Origin of the sequence: Actinoplanes palleronii (assembly GCF_016862315.1) — a bacterium.
GTDB lineage: Bacteria > Actinomycetota > Actinomycetes > Mycobacteriales > Micromonosporaceae > Actinoplanes > Actinoplanes palleronii.
In genome coordinates this window covers 47,348-68,889 of the sequence record NZ_BOMS01000092.1, presented here as the reverse complement: position 1 = coordinate 68,889, position 21,542 = coordinate 47,348, and the positions used below count along the sequence as shown (strand labels likewise).

General features: G+C 70.2%; 18 protein-coding genes. 10 read left to right on the top strand and 8 right to left on the bottom strand.

Going from position 1 to position 21,542, the window contains the following annotated elements; all coding sequences use genetic code 11:
- Positions 1-146 precede the first annotated feature (146 nt).
- The 3 genes from Apa02nite_RS29400 to Apa02nite_RS29390 all read left to right on the top strand — a co-directional run bounded on the left by Apa02nite_RS29400 (position 147) and on the right by Apa02nite_RS29390 (position 3,898).
- Positions 147-1,292, top strand: a complete 1,146-nt coding sequence (locus Apa02nite_RS29400; protein WP_203827894.1) for a hypothetical protein — start codon at positions 147-149, stop codon at positions 1,290-1,292.
- A gap of 330 nt (positions 1,293-1,622) precedes the next feature.
- Positions 1,623-2,504 (top strand): LLM class F420-dependent oxidoreductase, encoded by an 882-nt coding sequence (locus Apa02nite_RS29395; RefSeq protein WP_067691885.1) that lies wholly within the window; start codon positions 1,623-1,625, stop codon positions 2,502-2,504.
- 356 nt (positions 2,505-2,860) lie between these two features.
- Positions 2,861-3,898 (top strand): LacI family DNA-binding transcriptional regulator, encoded by a 1,038-nt coding sequence (locus Apa02nite_RS29390; RefSeq protein WP_067691888.1) that lies wholly within the window; start codon positions 2,861-2,863, stop codon positions 3,896-3,898.
- Positions 3,899-3,917: 19 nt separating this feature from the next.
- Here Apa02nite_RS29390 and Apa02nite_RS29385 read toward each other — a convergent pair whose 3' ends face one another.
- From Apa02nite_RS29385 to Apa02nite_RS29375, 3 genes are all read right to left on the bottom strand, one after another.
- Entirely contained in the window at positions 3,918-4,817 is a 900-nt protein-coding gene (locus Apa02nite_RS29385; protein ID WP_203827893.1) for a carbohydrate ABC transporter permease, read from the bottom strand.
- A gap of 2 nt (positions 4,818-4,819) precedes the next feature.
- Complete coding sequence (locus tag Apa02nite_RS29380) at positions 4,820-5,668, bottom strand: carbohydrate ABC transporter permease (RefSeq protein ID WP_067691894.1); 849 nt, start codon at positions 5,666-5,668, stop codon at positions 4,820-4,822.
- Between the two features lie 74 nt (positions 5,669-5,742).
- The gene (locus Apa02nite_RS29375; protein WP_239164654.1) at positions 5,743-7,071 is read right to left on the bottom strand and encodes an extracellular solute-binding protein; all 1,329 of its coding nucleotides are present in this window, start codon (positions 7,069-7,071) and stop codon (positions 5,743-5,745) included.
- A gap of 271 nt (positions 7,072-7,342) precedes the next feature.
- Between Apa02nite_RS29375 and Apa02nite_RS29370 the strand changes: the two genes are divergently transcribed.
- From Apa02nite_RS29370 to Apa02nite_RS29345, 6 genes are all read left to right on the top strand, one after another.
- Positions 7,343-9,724 (top strand): glycoside hydrolase family 3 N-terminal domain-containing protein, encoded by a 2,382-nt coding sequence (locus tag Apa02nite_RS29370; RefSeq protein ID WP_239164653.1) that lies wholly within the window; start codon positions 7,343-7,345, stop codon positions 9,722-9,724.
- Between the two features lie 52 nt (positions 9,725-9,776).
- Positions 9,777-10,982 (top strand): PP2C family protein-serine/threonine phosphatase, encoded by a 1,206-nt coding sequence (locus Apa02nite_RS29365; protein ID WP_203827892.1) that lies wholly within the window; start codon positions 9,777-9,779, stop codon positions 10,980-10,982.
- A gap of 104 nt (positions 10,983-11,086) precedes the next feature.
- Entirely contained in the window at positions 11,087-12,523 is a 1,437-nt protein-coding gene (locus Apa02nite_RS29360; RefSeq protein ID WP_203827891.1) for a gamma-aminobutyraldehyde dehydrogenase, read from the top strand.
- The gene (gene gabT / locus Apa02nite_RS29355; RefSeq protein WP_203827890.1) at positions 12,523-13,800 is read left to right on the top strand and encodes a 4-aminobutyrate--2-oxoglutarate transaminase; all 1,278 of its coding nucleotides are present in this window, start codon (positions 12,523-12,525) and stop codon (positions 13,798-13,800) included. Before Apa02nite_RS29360 ends, gabT begins: the two co-directional genes overlap by 1 nt.
- A 44-nt stretch (positions 13,801-13,844) precedes the next feature.
- Positions 13,845-14,300: an Lrp/AsnC family transcriptional regulator gene (locus tag Apa02nite_RS29350; protein ID WP_232344186.1), complete on the top strand. Its 456-nt coding sequence runs from the start codon at positions 13,845-13,847 to the stop codon at positions 14,298-14,300.
- 2 nt (positions 14,301-14,302) lie between these two features.
- Positions 14,303-15,535 carry an NAD(P)/FAD-dependent oxidoreductase gene (locus Apa02nite_RS29345; RefSeq protein ID WP_203827889.1) on the top strand — a complete coding sequence of 411 codons (1,233 nt, stop codon included), beginning with the start codon at positions 14,303-14,305 and terminating at the stop codon, positions 15,533-15,535.
- A gap of 235 nt (positions 15,536-15,770) precedes the next feature.
- Here Apa02nite_RS29345 and Apa02nite_RS29340 read toward each other — a convergent pair whose 3' ends face one another.
- Positions 15,771-16,166, bottom strand: coding sequence for a response regulator (locus Apa02nite_RS29340; RefSeq protein ID WP_067691919.1), 396 nt, complete (start codon positions 16,164-16,166; stop codon positions 15,771-15,773).
- Positions 16,167-16,322: 156 nt separating this feature from the next.
- Here Apa02nite_RS29340 and Apa02nite_RS29335 point away from each other — a divergent pair, with 156 nt between their 5' ends.
- Positions 16,323-17,054: an alpha/beta fold hydrolase gene (locus Apa02nite_RS29335; RefSeq protein ID WP_239164652.1), complete on the top strand. Its 732-nt coding sequence runs from the start codon at positions 16,323-16,325 to the stop codon at positions 17,052-17,054.
- Between the two features lie 28 nt (positions 17,055-17,082).
- Here the strand turns inward: Apa02nite_RS29335 and Apa02nite_RS29330 are convergent, their stop codons facing one another.
- From Apa02nite_RS29330 to Apa02nite_RS29315, 4 genes are all read right to left on the bottom strand, one after another.
- On the bottom strand, positions 17,083-18,465 hold the full coding sequence (locus Apa02nite_RS29330) for an aspartate aminotransferase family protein (RefSeq protein WP_067691925.1): 1,383 nt from the start codon (positions 18,463-18,465) through the stop codon (positions 17,083-17,085).
- 167 nt (positions 18,466-18,632) lie between these two features.
- Positions 18,633-19,439, bottom strand: a complete 807-nt coding sequence (locus Apa02nite_RS29325; protein ID WP_203827888.1) for an ABC transporter permease — start codon at positions 19,437-19,439, stop codon at positions 18,633-18,635.
- Complete coding sequence (locus Apa02nite_RS29320) at positions 19,436-20,299, bottom strand: ABC transporter permease (RefSeq protein ID WP_067691931.1); 864 nt, start codon at positions 20,297-20,299, stop codon at positions 19,436-19,438. Before Apa02nite_RS29320 ends, Apa02nite_RS29325 begins: the two co-directional genes overlap by 4 nt.
- 4 nt (positions 20,300-20,303) lie before the next feature.
- Positions 20,304-21,512: a polyamine ABC transporter substrate-binding protein gene (locus Apa02nite_RS29315; RefSeq protein WP_232344188.1), complete on the bottom strand. Its 1,209-nt coding sequence runs from the start codon at positions 21,510-21,512 to the stop codon at positions 20,304-20,306.
- Between the last annotated feature and the right edge of the window lie 30 nt (positions 21,513-21,542).

Sequence of the window (21,542 nt, the reverse complement as noted above, 5' to 3'; positions counted from 1 at the left end):
AAGGCACGCCCCAACGGTCAGACCGTTACCCCTCTGATATCGACGGCCTCAGCGATCGTGCGGTAAAGCTTCCTGTTCATCCGATGCGCCAATTCGGGCTCCGGCCGGGGCAGCACGAATGGTGATCAACCTGCCACCCTGTGTCGATGGCCGCGCCCCGTCACAGTGCACAGCCCCGCAGCCGCCGCACCCCGGCCGAGCCCGGCACCCAAGCCGTCGAGGTCTGGTCCGGCGCCCGCCGCGACCAGGCCGATTCCGGTGCCCGCCGCGAGCCGGCCGAGTCGCCGGCCGGACGTCCACGCTGGACGGATCCGGCAGCGTCCCGGCCCGGGCAGCTCGTCTGGCAGCTCGTCACCGTGTGGGTGCTGGGCGGCTGCGCCCCGCTCGTGCTGGCCGGCATCACGCGCGGCTTCGACCTCGGCGGCGGCGTCGCCGCCCTGGCCACGGTGATGCTCGTGGTCGCCGTGCTCGGCGCCGTCGCCCTGCTCTACCTGCTGGCCCGGGCCACCTCGGTGGTCACCCCGCTGGGCGCCACCCCGGCCCGCCGCCTGCTCTGGGCCGCCCTGATGATCGACGGTGGCACGATCGCCTGGCTGGCCGGCCGGGCGATCGTCAACGCGCACGACCTCGGCGTCCTGCACAACGGCCGGCTGACCGTCCTGCTCGGCGGCGCCGTGATGCTCCCGGTCGCGGCCCTGCTGACCCGCGGCTGGTGGCTGCGCACCCCGGCCGCGCTGATCCTGCTGGTCCTGGCCGGCTCCGGCCTGGTGGCCTTCCGCGACAGCGGCCCCTCCGAGATCGACCTGCGCCTGGCCCACGCCGGCTGGACCCGCGACCAGCTGCGCGTCGTCACCATCCCCGGCTACCAACCGGCCCAGCAGACCTTCGGCCTCGGCTCCGGCGGCGACGAATACCTGGCGACCGGCGCCATCCTGAACGGCTCCTCGGTGACCGGCCGGATCCGGCTGGTCACCACCCTGCTCCCGATCGAGTGCCAGCTGACACCGGACTGCCCCGGCTTCGCCCACCCGCTGCTGCCTTCGACCGGCCCGTCCACGTTCCTCGGCACCGCCTGGGGCATCGACGAGACCGACCCGCCGAACGCCGCGATCCGCGACGGTGACCTGATCCTCGAACTGACCGGCGGCCCCGGCGTCACCTCGGCCCAGCTCCGCACGGCCGTCGCCACCGCCCGCCGGGCCACCGACGCCGAGGTCCTGACCGCCCTGCCGGAGTCCCCCGCCCCCAACCCCGCCGAAGCCCTCCGCCGCTGGCTCCGCAACCACACCTAACCCACACCCCTGCTTCCGCCCCGCCAGCCGCCAGCCCCCAGCCGCCAGCCCCAGCCGCCAGCCCTGGCCCCCGGCCGTCCAACCTCGCGGCCGTCGAACCGCGCCGGTGGTCAAGGCCGCCTCCGGCACCGGGTCCTCGGCTGGTTCTCAGGGGTGCCTCACACCCCCGGAGACACCCCTGGGAACCAGCCGGGGACCGGGAGGCGCGCTGCGGCCGCGAGTGCGGGCGGTCTCGCGGAGGCACGGGCGGGACGCGGCTCGTAGCCTGCGGACGGGACTCCCCGCTCGTACCCAAAAGGGGTTTGCCAGAGGGTCGGTAGGTTGAGCGGTATGAGCATGCGTTTCGGGGTTTTCGTGCCGCAGGGCTGGCGGATGGACCTGGTCGAGATCGACGATCCGGTGGAGCAGTACGAGGCGATGACCGCGGTGGCCAAGCTCGCCGACGCCGGCCCGTGGGACAGCGTCTGGGTGTACGACCACTTCCACACCGTGCCGGAGCCCACGGTCAACACGACGTTCGAGGCCTGGACGGTCAGCGCGACGCTGGCCCGGGACACCAGCCGGGTGAAGATCGGGCAGATGGTCGGGTGCAACGGCTATCGGCAGCCGTCGTTGTACGCCAAGATCGCGTCGACGGTGGACGTGGCGAGTCGCGGGCGGCTCTACGCCGGGCTGGGCGCCGGGTGGTACGAGCACGAGTGGAAGGCCTACGGCTACGAGTGGGCGGACGTGCCGGAGCGGATGCGGGCGTTCCGGGAGGCCGTCGAGATCGTCCACAAGATGTGGACCGAGGAACAGCCGGTGTTCCAGGGCAAGCACTACCGGATCGACGGGGCGATCAACCAGCCGAAGGGCGCCGGGCAGCGCAAGCCCGACCTGTGGCTGGGTGGCGGCGGCGAGAAGGTGACGCTGAAGCTGGTCGCGAAGTACGCCGACGGCTGCAACATCGGCGGCGGTGACCCCGAGGTGATCCGGCACAAGCTGGACGTACTCCGCCGGCACTGCGACGAGCAGGGCACCGACTTCGACCGGATCGCCAAGTCGACGAGCCTGAACCTGGAGCCCGGCGAGTCCACCGCGGCGATCCGTGAGCGGGTGGAGCGGATCGCGGAGGCCGGCGCGGACTACGTGATCGCGTACATCCCGCGGGTGGCGTACGAGCACGAGCCGCTGCTGGCGTTCGCCGACGAGGTCATCCCGCAGTTCTCCTGACCGTTCGCGAAAAAGGGGGAGCCGAGACCGGCTCCCCCTTTTTCGTGTGGATGAGGTGCGTCACCAGGCGTTCCCCGATCACCGAGCGCCCTCCGCCACCCGCCATCCGGCCCTGACCAGCGGCTCCCTTTCCTGACGCGTTCCAGGGAGCGCTCTCCGGAACTTTCGGGACTTCGACCGGAAGCGCTCCCAGGGCAAAACCGCAGCCAGCGCTTAACCGGTTAACCGAAAAACGGCGGTTTCCAGCGTGCAAAACCGACACTCCGGCATGGCATGATTTCGGTGCCGGGCCCGGAAGTTGCAGTCATGAGATGTCCCCACAGGCATTGCACCCCGGAGGTAAGGAGTGCACCCCCATGGTCGTCGGCAAGCAGCGCGTCACCATCGCGTCCATCGCGGAATCCGCCGGAGTCTCGGTGCCGACCGTCTCGCGGGTGCTCAACGGGCGCTCCGACGTCTCGCCGCAGACCCGTGAGCTGATCGAGCGGTTGCTCCGCGAGCACGACTACCGCCCCCGGAACTCTCGGCATTCCGGACGCGCCCGGCTGATCGACCTGGTCTTCAACGACCTGGACAGCCCGTGGGCCCTGGAGCTGGTCCGCGGCGTGGAGGACGTGACCCACGCGGCCGGCGTCGGGACCGTGGTGTCCCAGGTGCACCGGCGGACCACGGCGACCCGGCAGTGGCTGCAGAACCTGCGCGCCCGGGCCTCCGACGGCGTCATCTTCGTGACGTCGGACGTGGCCGAGCCGGTGCACAGCGAGCTGCACCGGTTGCGCGTGCCCGTGGTGATCATCGATCCGGCCGGTGGCGCGGCCACCGACGTGCCGACGATCGGGGCGACGAACTGGTCGGGCGGGCGAACGGCCACCGACCACCTGATCGGGCTCGGACACCGGCGGATCGGGTTCATCGCCGGGCCGAAGGATCTGCTCTGCAGCCGCGCCCGGCTGGACGGCTTCCGCGCCGCCATGGAGGCCGCCGGGGTGCCGCTCGACCCCGACCTGATGGAGCAGGGCAACTTCCTCAACGAGTCGGGTTTCCAGGCCGGCGGCCGGCTGCTGGACCGGCCCGACCGGCCCACCGCGATCTTCGCGTCCAGCGACCAGATGGCGTTCGGGGTCTACGAGGCGGCCCGCCGCCGCGGCCTGCGCGTGCCGGACGACCTGAGCGTCATCGGTTTCGACGACCTGCCGGACGCCTGCTGGGCGTCCCCGCCGCTGACCACGATCCGTCAGCCGCTCGCCGAGATGGGGTCGCTCGCCGCGCGGACCGTGCTGCGGCTGTCGCGCGGCGAGACCATCGAGACCCCGCGGGTGGAGCTGGTCACCAAGCTGATGGTGCGGGAGAGCACCGCGCCGCTGGCCGCCACCCGGGGCCACACCCCCGAGTAGCGGCCGGCGGCCGCGCGGCCTACTTGCCGAAGCCGGCGGTCAGACCGCTGAGCAGCTGACGGCGGCCGATGATGTAGAGCGTCAGGATCGGCAGGGTGGTCAGCACCACCGAGGCCAGCACGGCCGGGATGTTGACGCTGTACTGGCCCTGGAAACTCGCCAGCGCGAGCGGCAGGGTGCGCTGCTCCGGGCTCTGGGTCAGGATCAGCGGCAGCAGGAAGCCGTTCCACACCTGCAGGCCCTGGTAGATCGTGACGGTCACCAGCGCCGGCCGGGTCAGTGGCAGCGCCAGCCGCCACAGCGTGCCCCACTCGGTGGCGCCGTCCATCCGCATCGACTCGAAGAGCTCCTTCGGCACGTCACGGATGAAGTTGGAGAGCACCAGCACGGAGAGCGGGATGGCGAACGCGATCGACGGCAGGATGATCGCCCCGAGCGTGTCGTACATCTCCAGCTTGATGATGATCAGATAGACCGGGATGATCACCGCCTGCAGCGGGATCGCCAGCCCGAGCAGGAAGATCGCATTCGCGGTGCGCAGGAACCGGCTCACCGCGCTGCCCCGGACGATCGCGTACGCGGCCATGAAGGACACCGCGACGGCCGGGATGATCGAGCCGAGCGTGACGATCACGCTGTTGAAGAAGTACCGGACGAAGTGGTTCTCCAGCACGAACCGGTAGTTCTCCAGCGTGGGGCTGGCCGGCGGTGCGAGCGGGTTGGTCCCGTAGTAGTCGGCCTGCGCCTTGAAACTGGTGATCACGATCCAGTAGATCGGGATCACCACGATCAGCAGCCAGAGCCAGCCGGCCAGGCCGCCGGCCCAGTTGAGCTGGGACAGCTTGGAACGCCGGCTGCCCGAGGGCGGCGGCACCTTGGCCGATCGGCCGGGCGCCCGGGTGTCGAGCACGGTGGTCATGATCAGGCTCCTTCCAGCTGACTCTGCGACGCGTCGCGGCCACCGAGCCGGCGCAGCAGCAGAGCCAGACCCAGGCCCACCAGGACCAGGATGACAGCGATCGCGCTCGCCGGGCCCATCAGGTTGGACCTGAATCCGGTCACGTACATGTCGACCGCGAGCGCGCGGGTCGCGTCACCGGGGCCACCCGCGGTGAGCACCCAGATCAGGTCGAAGAAGGTCAGCGAGCCGACCACCATCAGCGTCGACGATGTGATGATCGTGTACTTCAGCTGCGGCAGCGTGATGCTGAAGAACTGCCGGATCCGGCCGGCGCCGTCGATCTCGGCGGCCTCGTACATCGAGGCCGGGATCTGCCGGATGCCACCCTGGTAGATCAGGGAGTGGAACGGGATCCACTGCCAGGACACCACGAAGATCACCACGCCGACCGCCAGGGTGCTGTCGCCGAGCCAGTCCTGCTGGAGGAACTCGACGCCGAGGCTGGCGCCGAGGCCGAAGTTCGGGTCCAGCAGCATCTTGTAGGTGATCGCGATGGCGGCCTGGCTGAGCAGCAGCGGGATGAAGAAGAGCACCGCGAGGACCGTGCGGTACCGCTTGTGCGCGGCGATGAAGACGCCGAGCAGGATCGAGAGCGGGGTCTGCGCCAGCCAGGAGAGCGCCATGATCAGGAAGGTCACCCAGATCGCGTGCGGCAGGCCGGGGTCGCTGAGCACGGTCTTCCAGCTGTCCAGCCCGGTCAGGCTGAGCTCCGGGCTGATGCCGTTCCACGACGTGAAGCTGAGCGCCAGCACGCCGAAGAGCGGCAGGATCCCGAAGATCGTGAATGCCACAAGTGCCGGCCACGCCATCCAGGAGACGGAACCGCTCCCCCCACCGCGGGAAGCGGTGGAGGGAGCGGTCCGCACGACAGGCGGTGCGATCGTCATTTGCCGATGACCGCGTTCATGTTGGTGGCGAACTGCTGCGGCGTCACCTGCAACTGGAACAGCTTGGCGATGTTGTCCAGCAGCGTCTCGGCGGACGACGGGCTCAGCGCCTGGTCCCAGGACTGACCGAACCCGGCGGCCTTGGAGGAGACGTCGAAGACGAAGTTCAGGAACTCGGCGTCCGGCGAGGCGGCCAGCTTGGCCTTCGCGTCCTGCACGATCGGCACACCGCCGGTCTCGATCCAGCCCTGCTGCTCGGTGTCGTCGAGCAGGCTGGTGAAGAACTTCTTCGCGGTCTCCTTCTGGTGCTCGGAGGCCTTCGAGTAGATCGACAGGTACTGGCCGGCGTTCCCGTACGTGTTCGTCGGGTCGCCCTTGCCGCCGTCGACCGCCGGGAAGTTGAAGAAGCCGAGCTTGCCGTCCTTGATGAAGTTGCCGCCCTCGGCCTTGATGATGCCGTAGGACCAGCTGCCGTGCAGCTCCATGGCCGCCTTGCCGCGGTAGAGCAGCGCCTGGTCGGCGTTCGAGTCGGCGGTGATCGACGAGAAGCCCTTGATGAAGCCCTTCGCGTTGACCAGCTCCTGGGTCTTGGTCAGGGCGTCGATCGCGGCCGGGTTGTTCCAGGCGTCCTTCTGGCCGCCGTAGACGGCGTCCATCACCTCGGGGCCACCGATCCGGTCGAAGAGGAACTCCAGCCACATCATGTTCGTCCAGCGGGACTGCCCGCCGAGCGAGAACGGCGCGATGCCCTTCTCGTTGAACTTGGGCAGGATGCTCATCAGCTCGGCCCAGGTCTGCGGCGGGGCCGCCACACCGGCCTTCTCGAAGGCTTCCTTGTTGTAGAGCATCACGATCGGCTGCACGGTCTCGCACGGCATCGCGTAGATCTTCTTGTCGATCGTGGCCGGGCCGAAGGACGCCTTGAACAGACGGTCCTTGACGGCGGCGTTCTGACCGAACCAGTCGGTCAGGTCGTCGACCTGGCCGGCGTCGACGTAGCTCTTCAGGCCGCCGCCGCCCCAGCCCCAGATGATGCTGGGGGCCTGGCCGGCGCCGAGCGAGGTCTTCAGCTTGTCCTTGTAGGCGTCGTTCTGGATCGCGGTGACCTTGATCTGGTTGGCCGAGTTGGCCTTGTTGAACCGATCGACCGCACCCTGCCGGATCGGCTCTCCGGGCGGGCCGCTGAGGAACCAGTAACCGGCGGCGTCCTTGTCACCGGAACCGCCACCGCTGGAGGAGTCGCCGGGGCCCGACTTGCCGCACGCGGCGAGACCGGTGGCCGCGGCGGCACCCGCGGAGAGACTCAGAAAATTCCTGCGCTTCACGCTTATTCTCCGTACTCGAAGCAAGCCGCGCCGAAGCGCGGTGGGTGATTTAGCGATGGCGACGGCGGTCACCGAGTTCCGGAACTTTCGAGTGACAGCCGCAAATTAACGCGAGGTTTCGTTAACGTAGGGTTTCGCTGTGACAGGTGTCAAGACCCTTGCCGTAACCGTGCCCGGAGCGCGAGAGTAGGCAGCGTCGGCAGGCATTTTCAGAACGTCGGCGCGCACGCCAAGGCCCCCGAAAGTTTCGGGGGGACCCCCGGAGGAAACGTTGACTACTGAACAGGTGACCCAGCCCTGGCGTGACCCGGCGCTGCCGGTGACCGACCGCGTCGAGGCATTGCTCGCCGAGATGACCCTCGAGGAGAAGGTCGCACAGCTCGGCAGCCGCTGGGTCGGCAACGACATGGGCGACACCGGCGAGGACGACGGGTACGACCCGGAGGAGCAGCACAACGTCGCCCCGATGCAGGACGTCTTCGCGGCCGGCGGCAGCGTCGCGCTCGAGGACGCCGCCCGGCACGGCCTCGGCCACCTGACCCGGGTGTACGGCAGCGTGCCGCTCACCCCCGCGGAGGGCGCCACCGAGCTGATCCGCCAGCAGCAGATCGTGATGGGCAGCCGGCTCGGCATCCCGGCCCTGGTCCACGAGGAGTGCCTGACCGGGTTCACCGCGTTCGGCGCCACCGTCTATCCGGCCGCGCTCGCCTGGGGCGCCACCTTCGACCCGGAGCTGATCGAGCGGATGTCCGCCGCGATCGGCCGGGACATGGCCGCGCTCGGCGTGCACCAGGGCCTGTCCCCGGTGCTCGACGTGGTCCGCGACTACCGGTGGGGACGGGTCGAGGAGACCATCGGCGAGGACCCGTACCTGGTCTCGATGCTCGGATCGGCGTACGTGCGGGGGCTGCAGAGCTCCGGGGTGATCGCCACCCTCAAGCACTTCGCCGGCTACTCCGCCTCGCGCGGCGCGCGCAACCACGGCCCGGTGCCGATGGGCCGCCGCGAGCTGATCGAGCTGATCTTCCCGCCGTTCGAGACCGCGGTCGCCGACGTCAGCCGGGGCGGTGGCGGGGTCGGGTCGGTGATGAACTCCTACTCCGACGTCGACGGCGTCCCGGCCGGCGCGGACTCCTGGCTGCTCACCGAGGTGCTGCGGGACGAGTGGGGTTTCACCGGCACCGTCGTCTCGGACTACTGGGCGGTCCCGTTCCTGGCCACCATGCACGGCGTCGCCGAGGACAACACCGACGCCGGCGCGCAGGCCCTGGTGGCCGGCATCGACGTGGAGCTGCCGGACACCATCGGGTTCGGCGCCGGGCTGATCGAGCGGGTGCGCCGGGGCGAGGTGCCGGAGGCGTACGTCGACCGCGCGGCCCGCCGGCTGCTCACCCAGAAGGCCGAGCTCGGCCTGCTCGACGAGGGCTGGACCCCGGAGGCGTCGGTGCTCGCCGCGCCGCTGACCGACCTGAACGCGCCGGAGAACCAGCAGATCGCGATCGACCTGGCCGAGCGCTCGATCGTGCTGCTGGAGACCGGCACCGCGCTGCCGATCACCGAGCCGTTCCGGATCGCCGCGATCGGCCCGTGCGCCGACGACGCCCGCACCTTCCTCGGCTGCTACGCCTTCCCCAACCATGTGCTCCCCCGCTACCCCCAGCTCGGCCTCGGGCTGGACATCCCCACCGCGGTCGACGGGCTGCGCGCGGAGTTCCCGGCCAACGAGATCACGTACTCCCGAGGGTGCGACGTGAACGGCGACGACCGCACCGGTTTCGCCGAGGCGGTCGGCAACGCCCGGGACGCGAACCTGGCCGTGGTGTTCGTCGGCGACCTGGCCGGCCTGTTCGGCAAGGGCACCTCCGGCGAGGGCTGCGACGCCGAGGACCTGCGGCTGCCCGGAGTGCAGGCCGAGCTGATCGAGGAGCTGCTGGCCACCGGCACCCCGGTCGTGGTGGTGGTGGTCTCCGGCCGGCCGTACGCGCTGGGCGCGCTGGACGGCCGGGTCGCCGGGCTGGTCCAGGCGTTCATGCCCGGTCAGGCCGGCGGGCACGCCATCGCCGGGGTGCTCAGCGGGCGGATCCAGCCGACCGGGAAGCTGCCGGTGCAGATCCCGCGGCACCCGGGCGGGCAGCCGGGCACGTACCTGCAGCCGATCCTGGGCGCCACGCACAGCGGGGTGAGCAACCTCGACCCGACACCGCTCTACCCGTTCGGGCACGGGCGGTCGTACACCACGTTCGCGGTGGACGAGCTGCGGGTGGACGCGGAGACGGTGCCGACCGACGGGGAGTTCGCGGTGACCGTACGGGTGCGCAACACCGGCGAGCGCGAAGGCGCCGAGGTGGTGCAGCTCTACCTGGCCGACCCGGTCGCCCAGGTCACCCGTCCGGTGCGCCAGCTGTCCGGTTTCCATCGCATCGCGCTGGCCGCCGGCGCGGAAGCCGACGTGACGTTCCGGGTGCACACCGACCGGACCGCGTTCGTCGGCCGCGACTTGCGGCGCGTGGTGGAGCCCGGTGACCTGAGGATCCTCGTCGGCACCTCGGCCGGGAACCTGCCGTGCACGGCCTCCGTCCGGCTCACCGGCCCGGTCCGCGAGGCCGGTCCGGAGCGCCGGCTGGTCACCCCGGTGGAGGTGCGCACCCGCTAATCGTGACCGGCGGTCACCGCTCGCCTGAGGGAACCGACACTAGGCTGAACCGGTGCCCCGACGCATCAAGGACGACGAGCGGCTCCGCCGGTTCGAAGCCGTCACCGATGCGGCACTCTCCCGTCTGGACGTCTCGGACCTGCTCGACGAGTTGCTCGACCGGGTCCGGGACCTCCTGGACGTGGACACCGCGGCGATCCTGCTGCTCGACGAGCACGCCCAGCAGCTCGTCGCCACCGCGGCCAAGGGGCTCGAGGACGAGGTCCGGGCCGGGTTCCGGGTCGCCGTCGGCACCGGTTTCGCCGGGCGGGTCGCCGCGCTCCGGCGCCCGGTCCGGCTGGCCGACGTCACCCCGGCAGACGTGGTCAACCCGATCCTGGTGCAGAAGGGGATCCGGTCGCTGCTCGGCGTACCGATGATGGTCGGCACCGACCTGGTCGGCGTGCTGCACGTGGGGACGCTGAACCCGCGCCGCTTCGGCGCCGACGACGTACGCCTGCTGGAACTCGTCGCGGACCGGGCCGGAGCGGCCGGCCGGATCCGGGCCGACAAGCTGGACCAGACGGCGGCCCTGGCCGTGCAGCGCAGCCTGCTGCCGGCCCGGCTGCCGGAGGTCCCCGGCGTCGAGCTGGCGGCGCGGTACGTCCCCGGGCACGCGTCCGGCATCGGCGGCGACTGGTACGACGTGTTCACCCTGCCCTCCGGCTGGCTGGGCATCGTGATCGGCGACGTCTCCGGGCACGGCCTGGCCTCGGCCGTGGTGATGGGCCGGGTCCGCAGCGCTCTCCGGGCCTACGCGCTGATCTGCGACGGCCCGGCCGAGGCGCTCGCCCTGCTGAACCGCAAGGTGCACCACTTCGAGGCGGGCAGCCTGACCACCGCCCTGTACGCCATGATCAGCCCGGACCGGGACCGGATCCTGGTCTCCTCGGCCGGCCACCCGCGCCCGGTGCTGGCCCACCCGGACGGCCCGGCCCGGCTGGCCGCCGTGCCGGTCGACCCGCCGCTCGGCATCGGCCGCCCGGCCACGCCCCGGCGCAGCAGCGTCCTGGAGTTCCCGCCCGGCGCGCTGCTGCTCTGCTACACCGACGGTCTCGTGGAACGCCGGGATCAGGTGATCGATACCGGATTGCGGCGCCTGGTCGGCCTGGTCAGGGCGGACAATGCGGAGACGGTCTGCACCACGGTGATGACCACGGTCGGCGCCGAGCCACCCGGCGACGACGTGGCCGTGCTCGCGGTCCGCCGGCACGCGTAAGCACACACACTCGTAACACGGAAAAATGCCTGCACCCCCTTGTCCGCCACGGATTCAGCGGAAAAGATGGGGCCGCATGCACTGATACCACAGTTGGAGGCCGGATGACCGCCAAGCAGGTTCTGCACAATTTCGTCGGCGGCGCCGCGGTCGCGCCCGCCGAGGGCCGGTACGCGGACCTGATCGACCCGTCCAGCGGCGAGGTGTTCGCGTCCGCCCCGGTCTCCGGCGCCGAGGACGTGGACCGCGCGATGACGGCGGCCGCCACGGCGTTCGAGCAGTGGCGCAACACCACGCCGAGCGACCGGCAGCGCGCGCTGCTGAAGTTCGCCGACGCGGTCGAGGCCCGGGCCGACGAGCTGGTCGCCGCCGAGTCGCAGAACACCGGCAAACCGCTCGGCCTGACCGCCAGCGAGGAGCTGCCGCCCGCGGTCGACCAGATCCGGTTCTTCGCCGGTGCCGCCCGGCTGCTCGAGGGCCGCTCCGCCGGGCAGTACCTCAACGGCTACGAGAGCTACGTGCGGCGCGAGCCGGTCGGGGTCTGCGCCCAGGTCACGCCGTGGAACTACCCGCTCATGATGGCGGTCTGGAAGATCGCGCCGGCGCTGGCCGCGGGCAACACCGTGGTGCTCAAGCCGTCCGACACCACCCCGGTGACCAGCGTGCTGCTGGCCGAGATCGCCGCCGAGTTCCTGCCGGCCGGCGCGTTCAACGTGGTGCTCGGCGACCGCGGCACCGGCCGCGCGCTGGTCGAGCACAAGACCCCGCAGATGGTGTCGATCACCGGCTCGGTGCGGGCCGGCATGGAGGTGGCCGGCTCGGCCGCCGCCGACCTCAAGCGCACCCACCTGGAGCTGGGCGGCAAGGCGCCGGTCGTGGTCTTCGAGGACGCCGACATCGAGGCGGCGGCCGCCGCGATCGCCGAGGCGGGCTACTTCAACGCCGGCCAGGACTGCACCGCGGCCACCCGGGTGCTCGTCGCCCCGGCCGTCTACAAGGACTTCGTGGCCGCCCTCGCGGCGCAGGCCCGTGGGATCAAAACCGGTCAGCCGGACGACGAGGACGTGCTCTACGGCCCGGTCAACAACGCCGGCCAGCTGGCCCGGGTCTCCGGCTTCATCGACCGGTTGCCCGACCACGCCTCGCTCGAGGCGGGTGGCGCCCGGGTCGGCGACCGCGGCTTCTTCTGGTCACCGACCGTGGTGGCCGGGCTGCGCCAGGACGACGAGATCATCCAGAACGAGGTGTTCGGCCCGGTCATCACGGTGCAGCAGTTCACCGACGAGGACGAGGCGGTGCGCTACGCCAACGGCGTCGACTACGCCCTCGCCTCCAGCGTGTGGACCAAGGACCACGGGCGCGCGATGCGGATGACCCAGCGGCTCGACTTCGGCTGCGTCTGGGTCAACTGCCACATCCCGCTGGTGGCCGAGATGCCGCACGGCGGTTTCAAGCACTCCGGGCACGGCAAGGACCTCTCGGTGTACGGCCTCGAGGACTACACCCGGATCAAGCACGTCATGCACCACGTGGGGGCCTGATGACCTCCTCCGAGGAGCTGCACAAGCGGCGGCTCGCCGTGGTGGCGAAGGGCGTCGGCTCGACCATCAGCGCGTACGTCGACCACGCCGGCGGCGGCACGCTGACCGACGTCGACGGGCGGGAGTGGATCGACTTCGCCTCCGGTATCGCGGTCACCAACGTCGGCAACGCGGCGCCCCGGGTGGTCGAGGCGGTCCGTGCCCAGGTGGAACGGTTCACCCACACCTGCTTCATGGTCGCGCCGTACGAGTCGTACGTGGCGGTCTGCGAGCAGCTGGTCGACCTGACCCCGGGCTCGTTCGAGAAGCGGGCGGCGCTGTTCAACTCGGGCGCCGAGGCGGTGGAGAACGCCGTCAAGATCGCGCGGCACGCCACCGGGCGGCAGGCGGTGGTGGTGTTCGACCACGCGTACCACGGCCGGACCAACCTGACCATGGCGCTGACCGCGAAGAACATGCCGTACAAGCACCGGTTCGGGCCGTTCGCGCCGGAGGTGTACCGGGCGCCGATGTCGTACCCGCTGCGCGACGGCGGGCTGGACGGCGCCGAGGCGGCCCGCCGGGCGATCGACGTGATCGAGAAGCAGGTCGGCGCGAGCAACGTGGCGGCCGTGCTGATCGAGCCGATCCAGGGCGAGGGCGGCTTCGTGGTGCCGGCGCCGGGCTTCCTGCCGGCGATCGCGGCGTGGGCGTCCGAGACCGGCGCGGTGTTCATCGCCGACGAGATCCAGACCGGGTTCTGCCGCACCGGCCAGTGGTTCGCCAGCGAGCACGAGGGCCTGGAGCCCGACCTGATCACCACGGCCAAGGGGATGGGCGGCGGGCTGCCGATCGCCGCCGTGGTCGGCCGGGCCGAGCTGATGGACGCGGTGCACGCCGGTGGCCTCGGTGGCACGTACGGCGGGAACCCGGTGGCCTGTGCCGCCGCCCTCGCCGCCATCGAGACCATGCGCGAGCTGGACCTGGACGCGGCCGCGAGACACATCGAGTCGATCTTGACAACGGCGCTCAGCGAGATCGCCGGGACGGACGACGGCATCGCCGAGGTCCGCGGCCGGGGCGCGATGATCGCCATCGAGCTGGTGAAGCCGGGCACCATCGAGCCCGACGCGGCACGCACCGCGGCGGTGTCGAAGGCCTGCCACGAGGCCGGGCTGCTCACGCTGACCTGCGGCACCTACGGCAACGTGCTCCGGTTCCTGCCGCCGCTGGTCATCCCGGACGAACAACTGCGCCGCGGACTCGACCTCCTGACCACCGCACTTCGGGACAACTAGGACGTTCTTTGCCGGACCATGTCCCTACAGGGAAGAATCGCGCCGTGAGCGACGTGGCCCTGGACGAGATCAACAAGCAGATCATCGATCATCTACAGCAGGACGGGCGGATGTCGTACGCCACCCTGGCGAAGACGATCGGGCTCTCGGAAGCCGCTGTGCGCCAGCGCGTACAGCGGCTCCTGGACAACGGCCTGATGCAGATCGTCGCGGTGACCGACCCGCTCACCCTGGGTTTCGCCCGGCAGGCCATGGTCGGCCTGCGGGTGAACGGCGACCTCCGGGAGATCGCCGACAAGCTCGCCTCGATCCCCGAGGTGGACTACGTGGTGATCTGCGCCGGACGGTACGACCTGCTGGTCGAGCTGGTCTGCACCGACGACGAACACCTGCTCGACCTGCTCAACGAGAAGGTACGGGTGATCGAGGGCGTCGCCGCCGTCGACACCTTCATGTACCTCAAGCTCGCCAAACAAACGTATGCGTGGGGAACCAGGTAACCATGAGCTTCTGGCTGGAATCGCTCGGTCCGATCGAGCGGCGGTCCCCGCTGCCCGGTGACCGGGATGCCGACGTCGCGATCGTGGGCGGCGGCTTCACCGGCCTCTGGACGGCGTACTACCTGGCCAAGGCAGATCCCACGCTGCGCATCGTGATCCTCGAGGCGGAGTTCTGCGGGTTCGGCGCGTCCGGCCGCAACGGCGGCTGGGCGTCCGGGCTGTTCCCGGTCTCCGAGGCCAAGCTGGCCCGCGGGTTCGGCGCCACCGCGGCCAAGGCCATGCACACCGCGCTGGCCGACGCGGTCGACGAGATCGGGCGCACCGGCATCGAGTGCGACTACGCCAAGGGTGGGGTGATCTCGCTGATCCGGACGCCCGGCCAGCTGCGGCGCGCCCCGCAGGACGCGCTGGACGCCGACGCGGCCCGGGCGATCTGCAACGCCTCAGGGGTGCTCGGCGGCGTCTACAGCGAGCACTGCGCCGCGCTGCACCCGGCCAGACTCGTCCGCGGCCTGGCCGCGGCGGTCGAGCAGCTCGGCGTGACCATCCACGAGGGCACCAAGGTGACGTCGCTGCGCCGCGGCGAGGTGGTCACCGCGCACGGCACGGTGCGGGCCGGCACGGTGGTCCGGGCGCTCGAGGGCTACACCGCCGAGCTGGCCGGGCACCGCCGCGAGCTGGCGCCGGTCTACTCCCTGATGATCGCCACCGAGCCGCTGCCGGCCGAGGTCTGGGACCGGATCGGACTGCGCCGGCGGGAGACGTTCAGCGACGAGCGCCGGATGATCATCTACGGCCAGCGGACCGCCGACGACCGGCTGGCGTTCGGCGGGCGGGGCGCGCCGTACCACTTCGGGTCCCGGGTCCGCCCGGAGTTCGACCGGGTGCCGGCGGTCTTCGGCAAGCTGCGGCACACCGTCAAGGAACTGTTCGGGATCGACGTCCCGGTCGCGGCCCGCTGGGGCGGCCCGCTCGGCATCCCCCGCGACTGGATGCCCAGCGTCGGCCTGCGCGACGGCGTGGCCTGGGCCGGCGGCTACGTCGGCGACGGCGTCGCGGCGACCAACCTGGCCGGCCGCACCCTCACCGACTTGATCCTGGGCCGCGAGTCCGAGCTGACCGCCCTCCCCTGGGTCGGCCACCGCTCCCGCCGCTGGGAACCGGAGCCGGCCCGCTGGCTCGGCATCAACGGCGGCCTGCACGGCACGGCCTTGCTGGACGCTCTGGACCGCTGACCACTCCCGGTCACCTGGACTTCCGACCGCGCCGATACGGTACGACTACGGAGCGCACCTCCGCAGGCTACGAGCCACGCTCACCGGTGGTCTCGCGCGACACTGCGGCCCTCTCCGGACCGTGGCGCGCCCACCGATCCCGGCTGGCGCTGAGGGCTGCCTCAACCCCCGCGAGACAACCCTGAGCACCAGCCGGAGCGGTGAGCCGGCGGGAGACGCGCACCGGGGCGGCCGGTTAGACGGCGCAGTGCTGGTCGTGCTGGTGCGGGCCGTTGTCGAGCATCTCCTGGATGGCGGCCAGCAGCTGATCGTTCGGGCACGGCTTGAGCAGAACGGTGCAGACCTCGGCCTCGGCCGCGCGCGGGTCGCCCGGGGTGAGCTGGCCGGTCAGGATGGCCACCGGGATCTGGCCCACCTCGGGGTGGGCGCGGACCGCGCGGATCAGCTCCCAGCCGTCCATCCGGGGCATGCCCAGGTCGGTGAGCAGGGCGTCCGGATGCTTCTCCAGGATCATCTCGAGGGCGGCCTGCCCGTCCGGCGCGCGCAGCACGGTCAGGCCGGCCCGCTTGCACACCCGGGCCAGGACAGTGGCGATGTCCTCGTCGTCCTCGGCGATAAGCAGTACGGCCATGCCGTCAGCATGCGCCACCGAGGGGCGCTCCGGGACGTTTTACGACAATTACCAGCGTCGATCAACGAGGGCCGGTGACCCGTCGGTAACATCGCCCCGCGAGGAAACTCTCCCGCCGGCGCGCGGATCTCGACAACCGTCGATACTCTCGATCAGGTGACGCTTCAACTACCCATTGTGTTCATAGCCGCCCTCGGCGAACCCGGACAGAACTGGTCACCCGTCCTGGAACGCCTGGGGGACCTGACCACCGTCGCCTACGACCGGCCAGGCACCGGCGCCACCCCGCCGCGGCCGGCGCCGCGCGCCCCACTGCCGTACAGCGTGCTCGCCGACGAGCTGGCCGAGGAGCTCGACGAACGGCGGGTGACCGGACCGGCGATCCTGGTCGCGCACTCGATCGGCAGCCTGGTGGCCCGGGTCTACGCCGGCCGGCACCCGCACCGGGTGGCCGGGCTGGTGCACGTCGACGGCTCGATCCCGCAGCTGCGCCTCTGGCCGACGGACGAGACGACGGTGGACGGGGACGGCCCGGACGCCTCCGAGCTGGACACCGTCACCGGCCAGGTGGAGGTGCTCACCGCCACGATGCCGCCGGTGCCCGCGCTGGTGCTGACCCGCAGCCCGGTCCACCCGACGACCGCCGGCCTGCCCGCCGGCGTCGAGGAGCTCTGGCTGACCAGCCAGCGGATCCTGGCCCGGGAACTCGGCGCGCCGCTGATCGTCGCGGACGACTCCGGGCACCGGATCCCCAGCACGGCGCCCGACCTGGTGGCCTACGCGATCCGCGCGGTGCACACGGCCGCCGGCACGGCCCGGCCGGTCCGGGTCGACCCGGAGGAGCTGAGCAAGGCCGGCGGCCACCTCGATCGCACGTCGGCGACCTGACCGGCCTCACCCGGGTCAGGAGCCTGCGTCAGAGCAGGGTGCCGGCCTTGGTCAGCACCGACCGCAGGATCTGCTCGATCTCGATGAACTGGGTCTCGGTCGCGGTCAGCGGCGGCGCGAGCTGGATCACCGGGTCGCCGCGGTCGTCGGCACGGCAGTACAGGCCGGCCTCGAACAGCGCGCTGGAGAGGAAACCGCGCAGCAGCCGCTCCGACTCGTCGGCGTTGAACGTCTCCCGGGTGGCCTTGTCCTTGACCAGCTCGATGCCGAAGAAGTAGCCGTCGCCGCGGACGTCGCCGACGATCGGCAGGTCGAGCAGCCGCTCCAGGTACGACCGGAAGAGCGGGCTGTTCTCCGTCACGTGCCGGTTGAGGCCCTCGCGCTCCATGATGTCGAGGTTGGTCAGCGCCACCGCGGAGCCGACCGGGTGGCCGCCATAGGTGATGCCGTGCGCGAACCAGTTCGAGCCCTTCAGGAACGGCTCGGCCAGCCGGTCGGAGGCGATCATCGCGCCGAGCGGGACGTACCCGGAGGTCAGGCCCTTGGCGACGGTGATGATGTCGGGCTGGTAGCCGTACTTGTCGGCGCCGAAGTACTCGCCGAGGCGGCCGAACGCGCAGATCACCTCGTCCGAGACGAGCAGCACGTCGTACCGGTCGCAGATCTCCCGGACCCGCTGGAAGTACCCGGGCGGCGGCGGGAAGCAGCCGCCGGCGTTCTGCACCGGCTCCAGGTAGACCGCGGCGACGGTGTCCGGGCCCTCGAACTCGATCGCCTCGGCGATCCGGTCGGCGGCCCAGACGCCGAACTGCTCGGGCGTCATGTTCTGGTCGGGACGGCGGTAGAAGTTGGTGTTCGGCACCCGCAGCGTGCTCGGCACCAGCGGCTCGAAGTCCTGCTTGAGCGCCGGGATGCCGGTGATCGACAGGGCGCCCATCGAGGTGCCGTGGTACGCGATGGCCCGGGAGATCACCTTGGTCTTCAGCGGCTTGCCGGTGTGCCGGTAGAACGACCGGGCCAGCTTCCACGCCGACTCCACGGCCTCGGAGCCGCCGGTGGTGAAGAAGATCCGGTTCAGGTCACCGGGCGCCATGCCAGCCAGCCGGCCGGCCAGCTCGATCGCCTTCGGGTGCGCGTACGACCAGATCGGGAAGTACGCCAGCTCGGCGGCCTGCTTGGCGGCGGCGTCGGCGAGCTCCTGCCGGCCGTGGCCGGTCTGCACGACGAACAGGGCGGAGAGACCGTCGAGGTAGCGGCGGCCGGCCGAGTCCCAGACGTAGCAGCCGTCGCCGCGGGTGATCACCGGCACCGGCGCGTCCTGATACGCCGAGAGGCGGGTGAAGTGCATCCACAGGTGGTCACGGGCGGTCGCGGAGAGGGTGTCCACGTCATCGGGCTGTCGGTCGGTCACGATTTCTCCGTTGCCACTAGTTCCTACTGTTAACCCTGATCCTGCCCACGGAATCCGTCGCGCACAAGACCAAGAGCAACTATTTCCGTACTATTTCCGGGATTTCCTCAGCATGCCGAAGGCGCCGGTCACCACGTTCGTGACCGGCGCCTTTCCGCTGAGGACGATCAGTCCCGCTTGGCCTTGGCGCGGGAGCGCAGGTTGGCGATCACGGCGATCAGCAGGCCGGCCGCGAAGATCAGCGTGCCCATCACGTTGACCTGCGGTGGCAGGCCGACCCGGGTGGCGCCCCAGATCCACAACGGGAAGGTCACCGTGGTGCCCGCGGTGAAGTTGGTGACCACGAAGTCGTCGATCGACAGCACGAACGCCAGCAGCACACCGGACATCACGGCCGGCATGATGATCGGGAAGGTGATCTTCCAGAACGTCGTCCACGGACCGGCGCCCAGGTCGGACGCGGCCTCCTCGATCGACCGGTCCAGGGTGACCACCCGGGCCCGGACCACGGTGGCGACGAACGACACCGAGAACATCACGTGGGCGATGGTGATCGTGGTCGCGCCCAGACCGGCGCCCAGCGTGACGAACAGGGTGAGCAGCGAGATGCCCATGATCAGCTCAGGCGAGGAGATCGTGGTGAACATGATGAAGTTCAGCGTGCTCGAGCCGCGGAACCGCCAGCGGCCCAGCGCGTAGCCGATCCCGGTGCCCAGCGCCCCGGAGATCACCGAGCTGACCACGGCGATCACCAGCGAGGTGACGAGTGCCGAGGTGAGATCGCTGATCTCGAAGACCTGCGAGTACCACTTGAACGTGAAACCCTGCCAGGTCTGGTTGTAGCGGCCGTGCGGGTTGTTGAACCCGAACGCGATCATGATGAGGATCGGCGCCACCAGCCAGAGGATGATCAGCCAGGTGTAGGCGAACATCACCTGCTCGCCGCCGAACCGGAAACGACGGGTCTTGGTCATCGCGCCGCCGCCTTCATGACGTCCTCGGTGCCGAGCAGCCGCGCGTAGACGAAGATGCCGGCCAGCAGCACCGCCATCAGCGTGAACGAGATCGCGGAGGCCATCGGGTAGTTGGAGTTGGCCAGCGCCTGCGCCTGGACGACCTGACCGATCATGGTGGTCGAGGAGCTGCCCAGCACCGCCGAGTTGACGTAGTCCGAACTCGCCGGCACGAACGTCATCAGCACACCGGCGAAGACACCGGGCAGCGCGAGCGGGAAGACCACCTTGCGGAACACGGTGGCGGGCACCGCGTACAGGTCCTGCGCCGCCTCGATGACCCGCGAGTCGATCCGCTCCAGGGCCACGTAGATCGGCAGCACCATGAACGGGAGGAAGTTGTAGACCAGGCCGCCGATCACCGCGTACGACGTGCCGAGGATGTGGAAGCCGGGCGAGAGCAGCCCGGCCTCCTTCAGCGGATGCAGCAGCATCCCGTCGTCGGTGAGGATCTGCCGCCACGAGATCGTCCGCAGCACGAACGACACGAAGAACGGCAGCAGCAGCAGGAACAGGTAGGTGGACTTGCGTTTGCCGCCGTAGAAGGCGATCCAGTAGGCGATCGGGAAGCTCATCACGACCAGCACCACCGTCGTGACGAGCCCGTACACCAGCGAGCGGATCATCTGGGTCCGGTAGTCGGTCACGGCATCCACGTAGTTCTGCCAATGACCGGTGAAGCGGTACCCGTTGACGACGTCGCCCTGCTGCAGCGACAGCGACAGCATGGTCACCATCGGCACCACGAAGAACAACAGCAGCCACAACCCGCCGGGTAGCACGAGCAGGTAGGGCGCGAGTGTACGTTTTACCCGATTCATCGACTCAGCTCAGGGTGATCGGTTCGAAGATGCTCTGGAAGCCCTGCTGCTCCTCCGCGGTGTTGAAGTCCACGTAGTAGTGCAGCTTGGCGTAGTCGGCCTCGCCCGGGAACACGAGCGGGCTGGTGGCGAGTTTCTCGAGGAGCGCCTTGTCCTCCCCGGTCTTCGTCGCCGCGTCCTTCTTGATCTGCTCCTGGGCGGCCGGCACCGGGCAGACGTAGTTGATGTACTCGGCCAGCGACGCGGCGTTCTCGACCTCGTAGAAGAAGTCCATCATCATGATCGCGTCGACCGGGTTCGCGGCGGTGACCGGGATGGTGAAGTTGTCCGTCCAGATCGTGCCGCCCTCCTCCGGGATGATGAACTGGAAGTCGGTGCCGTCCGAGACGTTCTTCTGGAAGATGTCGCCGGACCAGGCCTGCGTCAGCCAGACCTCGCCCTTGCCGAGCGCGTCGACGTAGCTCTGGTCGTAGTAGTTGCGGACGATGCCGGCGTCCTTCTGCTCCTTGAGCTTGGCCGCGGCCTTCTTCCACTCCTCCTCGCCCGAGTCGCCCGGCTTGAGGCCGGCCGCGAGCAGACCGAAGTTGGCCAGCTCCTGGGTGTCCGAGAACATGCCGACCTTGCCCTTGAACGCCGGGTCCCACAGGTCGGCGAGCTTGGTGATGTCCCGGCCGGTCTTCTTCCGGTCGTACGCGATGCCGGTGATGCCGGACGCCCACGGGATGCTGAAGACGTTGCCCATGTCGAACGACTCCTGGGCGTACGCCTTGCCCGCGTTGGCGGCGTAGTTCGGGAGCTTGGAGTGGTCCAGCGGCGCCAGGAAGCCGGCGTCGCGGAACTGTCCGAACTGGATCGAGTTGGTGATCACCATGAGGTCGAAGCCGATCGACTGCTTGGCCGACAGCTGCGGCTGGACCTTGGCGAACCAAGGACCCATCTCCTGGATGACCTCCTGATAGTTGACCTTGATGCCGGTCTTCGCGGTGAACTTCGCGATCTCCGGCTTCTTCGGGTCCATGTAGAGGGGCCAGTTGGCGAAGTCGAGCTTGCCGTTCTGCGCCTTGCCGGCCCAGAACTTCTCCACCGCGTCGGGGGCGACGCTGGCCTGCGGCTTGCCCTTGCCCTCGACGCCACACGCGGCGAGGAACGCACCAAGAGCCGACACACCGCCGAGGCGGAGCGCGTCGCGGCGGCCGAGGCGCCGTTGCGTCATGCCGCGGAGGAGGGAGGGGTCCGGCTTATT

Bases quoted from the DNA above. Each gene is read 5' to 3' on its own strand.
- Apa02nite_RS29320 (WP_067691931.1), bottom strand. From the start codon at position 20,299: ATGAATCGGGTAAAACGTACACTCGCGCCCTACCTGCTCGTGCTACCC.
- Apa02nite_RS29400 (WP_203827894.1), top strand. From the start codon at position 147: ATGGCCGCGCCCCGTCACAGTGCACAGCCCCGCAGCCGCCGCACCCCG.
- Apa02nite_RS29390 (WP_067691888.1), top strand. From the start codon at position 2,861: ATGGTCGTCGGCAAGCAGCGCGTCACCATCGCGTCCATCGCGGAATCC.
- Apa02nite_RS29380 (WP_067691894.1), bottom strand. From the start codon at position 5,668: ATGGCGTGGCCGGCACTTGTGGCATTCACGATCTTCGGGATCCTGCCG.
- gabT (WP_203827890.1), top strand. From the start codon at position 12,523: ATGACCTCCTCCGAGGAGCTGCACAAGCGGCGGCTCGCCGTGGTGGCG.
- Apa02nite_RS29395 (WP_067691885.1), top strand. From the start codon at position 1,623: ATGAGCATGCGTTTCGGGGTTTTCGTGCCGCAGGGCTGGCGGATGGAC.
- Apa02nite_RS29340 (WP_067691919.1), bottom strand. From the start codon at position 16,166: ATGGCCGTACTGCTTATCGCCGAGGACGACGAGGACATCGCCACTGTC.
- Apa02nite_RS29315 (WP_232344188.1), bottom strand. From the start codon at position 21,512: ATGACGCAACGGCGCCTCGGCCGCCGCGACGCGCTCCGCCTCGGCGGT.
- Apa02nite_RS29325 (WP_203827888.1), bottom strand. From the start codon at position 19,439: ATGACCAAGACCCGTCGTTTCCGGTTCGGCGGCGAGCAGGTGATGTTC.
- Apa02nite_RS29385 (WP_203827893.1), bottom strand. From the start codon at position 4,817: ATGACCACCGTGCTCGACACCCGGGCGCCCGGCCGATCGGCCAAGGTG.
- Apa02nite_RS29360 (WP_203827891.1), top strand. From the start codon at position 11,087: ATGACCGCCAAGCAGGTTCTGCACAATTTCGTCGGCGGCGCCGCGGTC.
- Apa02nite_RS29345 (WP_203827889.1), top strand. From the start codon at position 14,303: ATGAGCTTCTGGCTGGAATCGCTCGGTCCGATCGAGCGGCGGTCCCCG.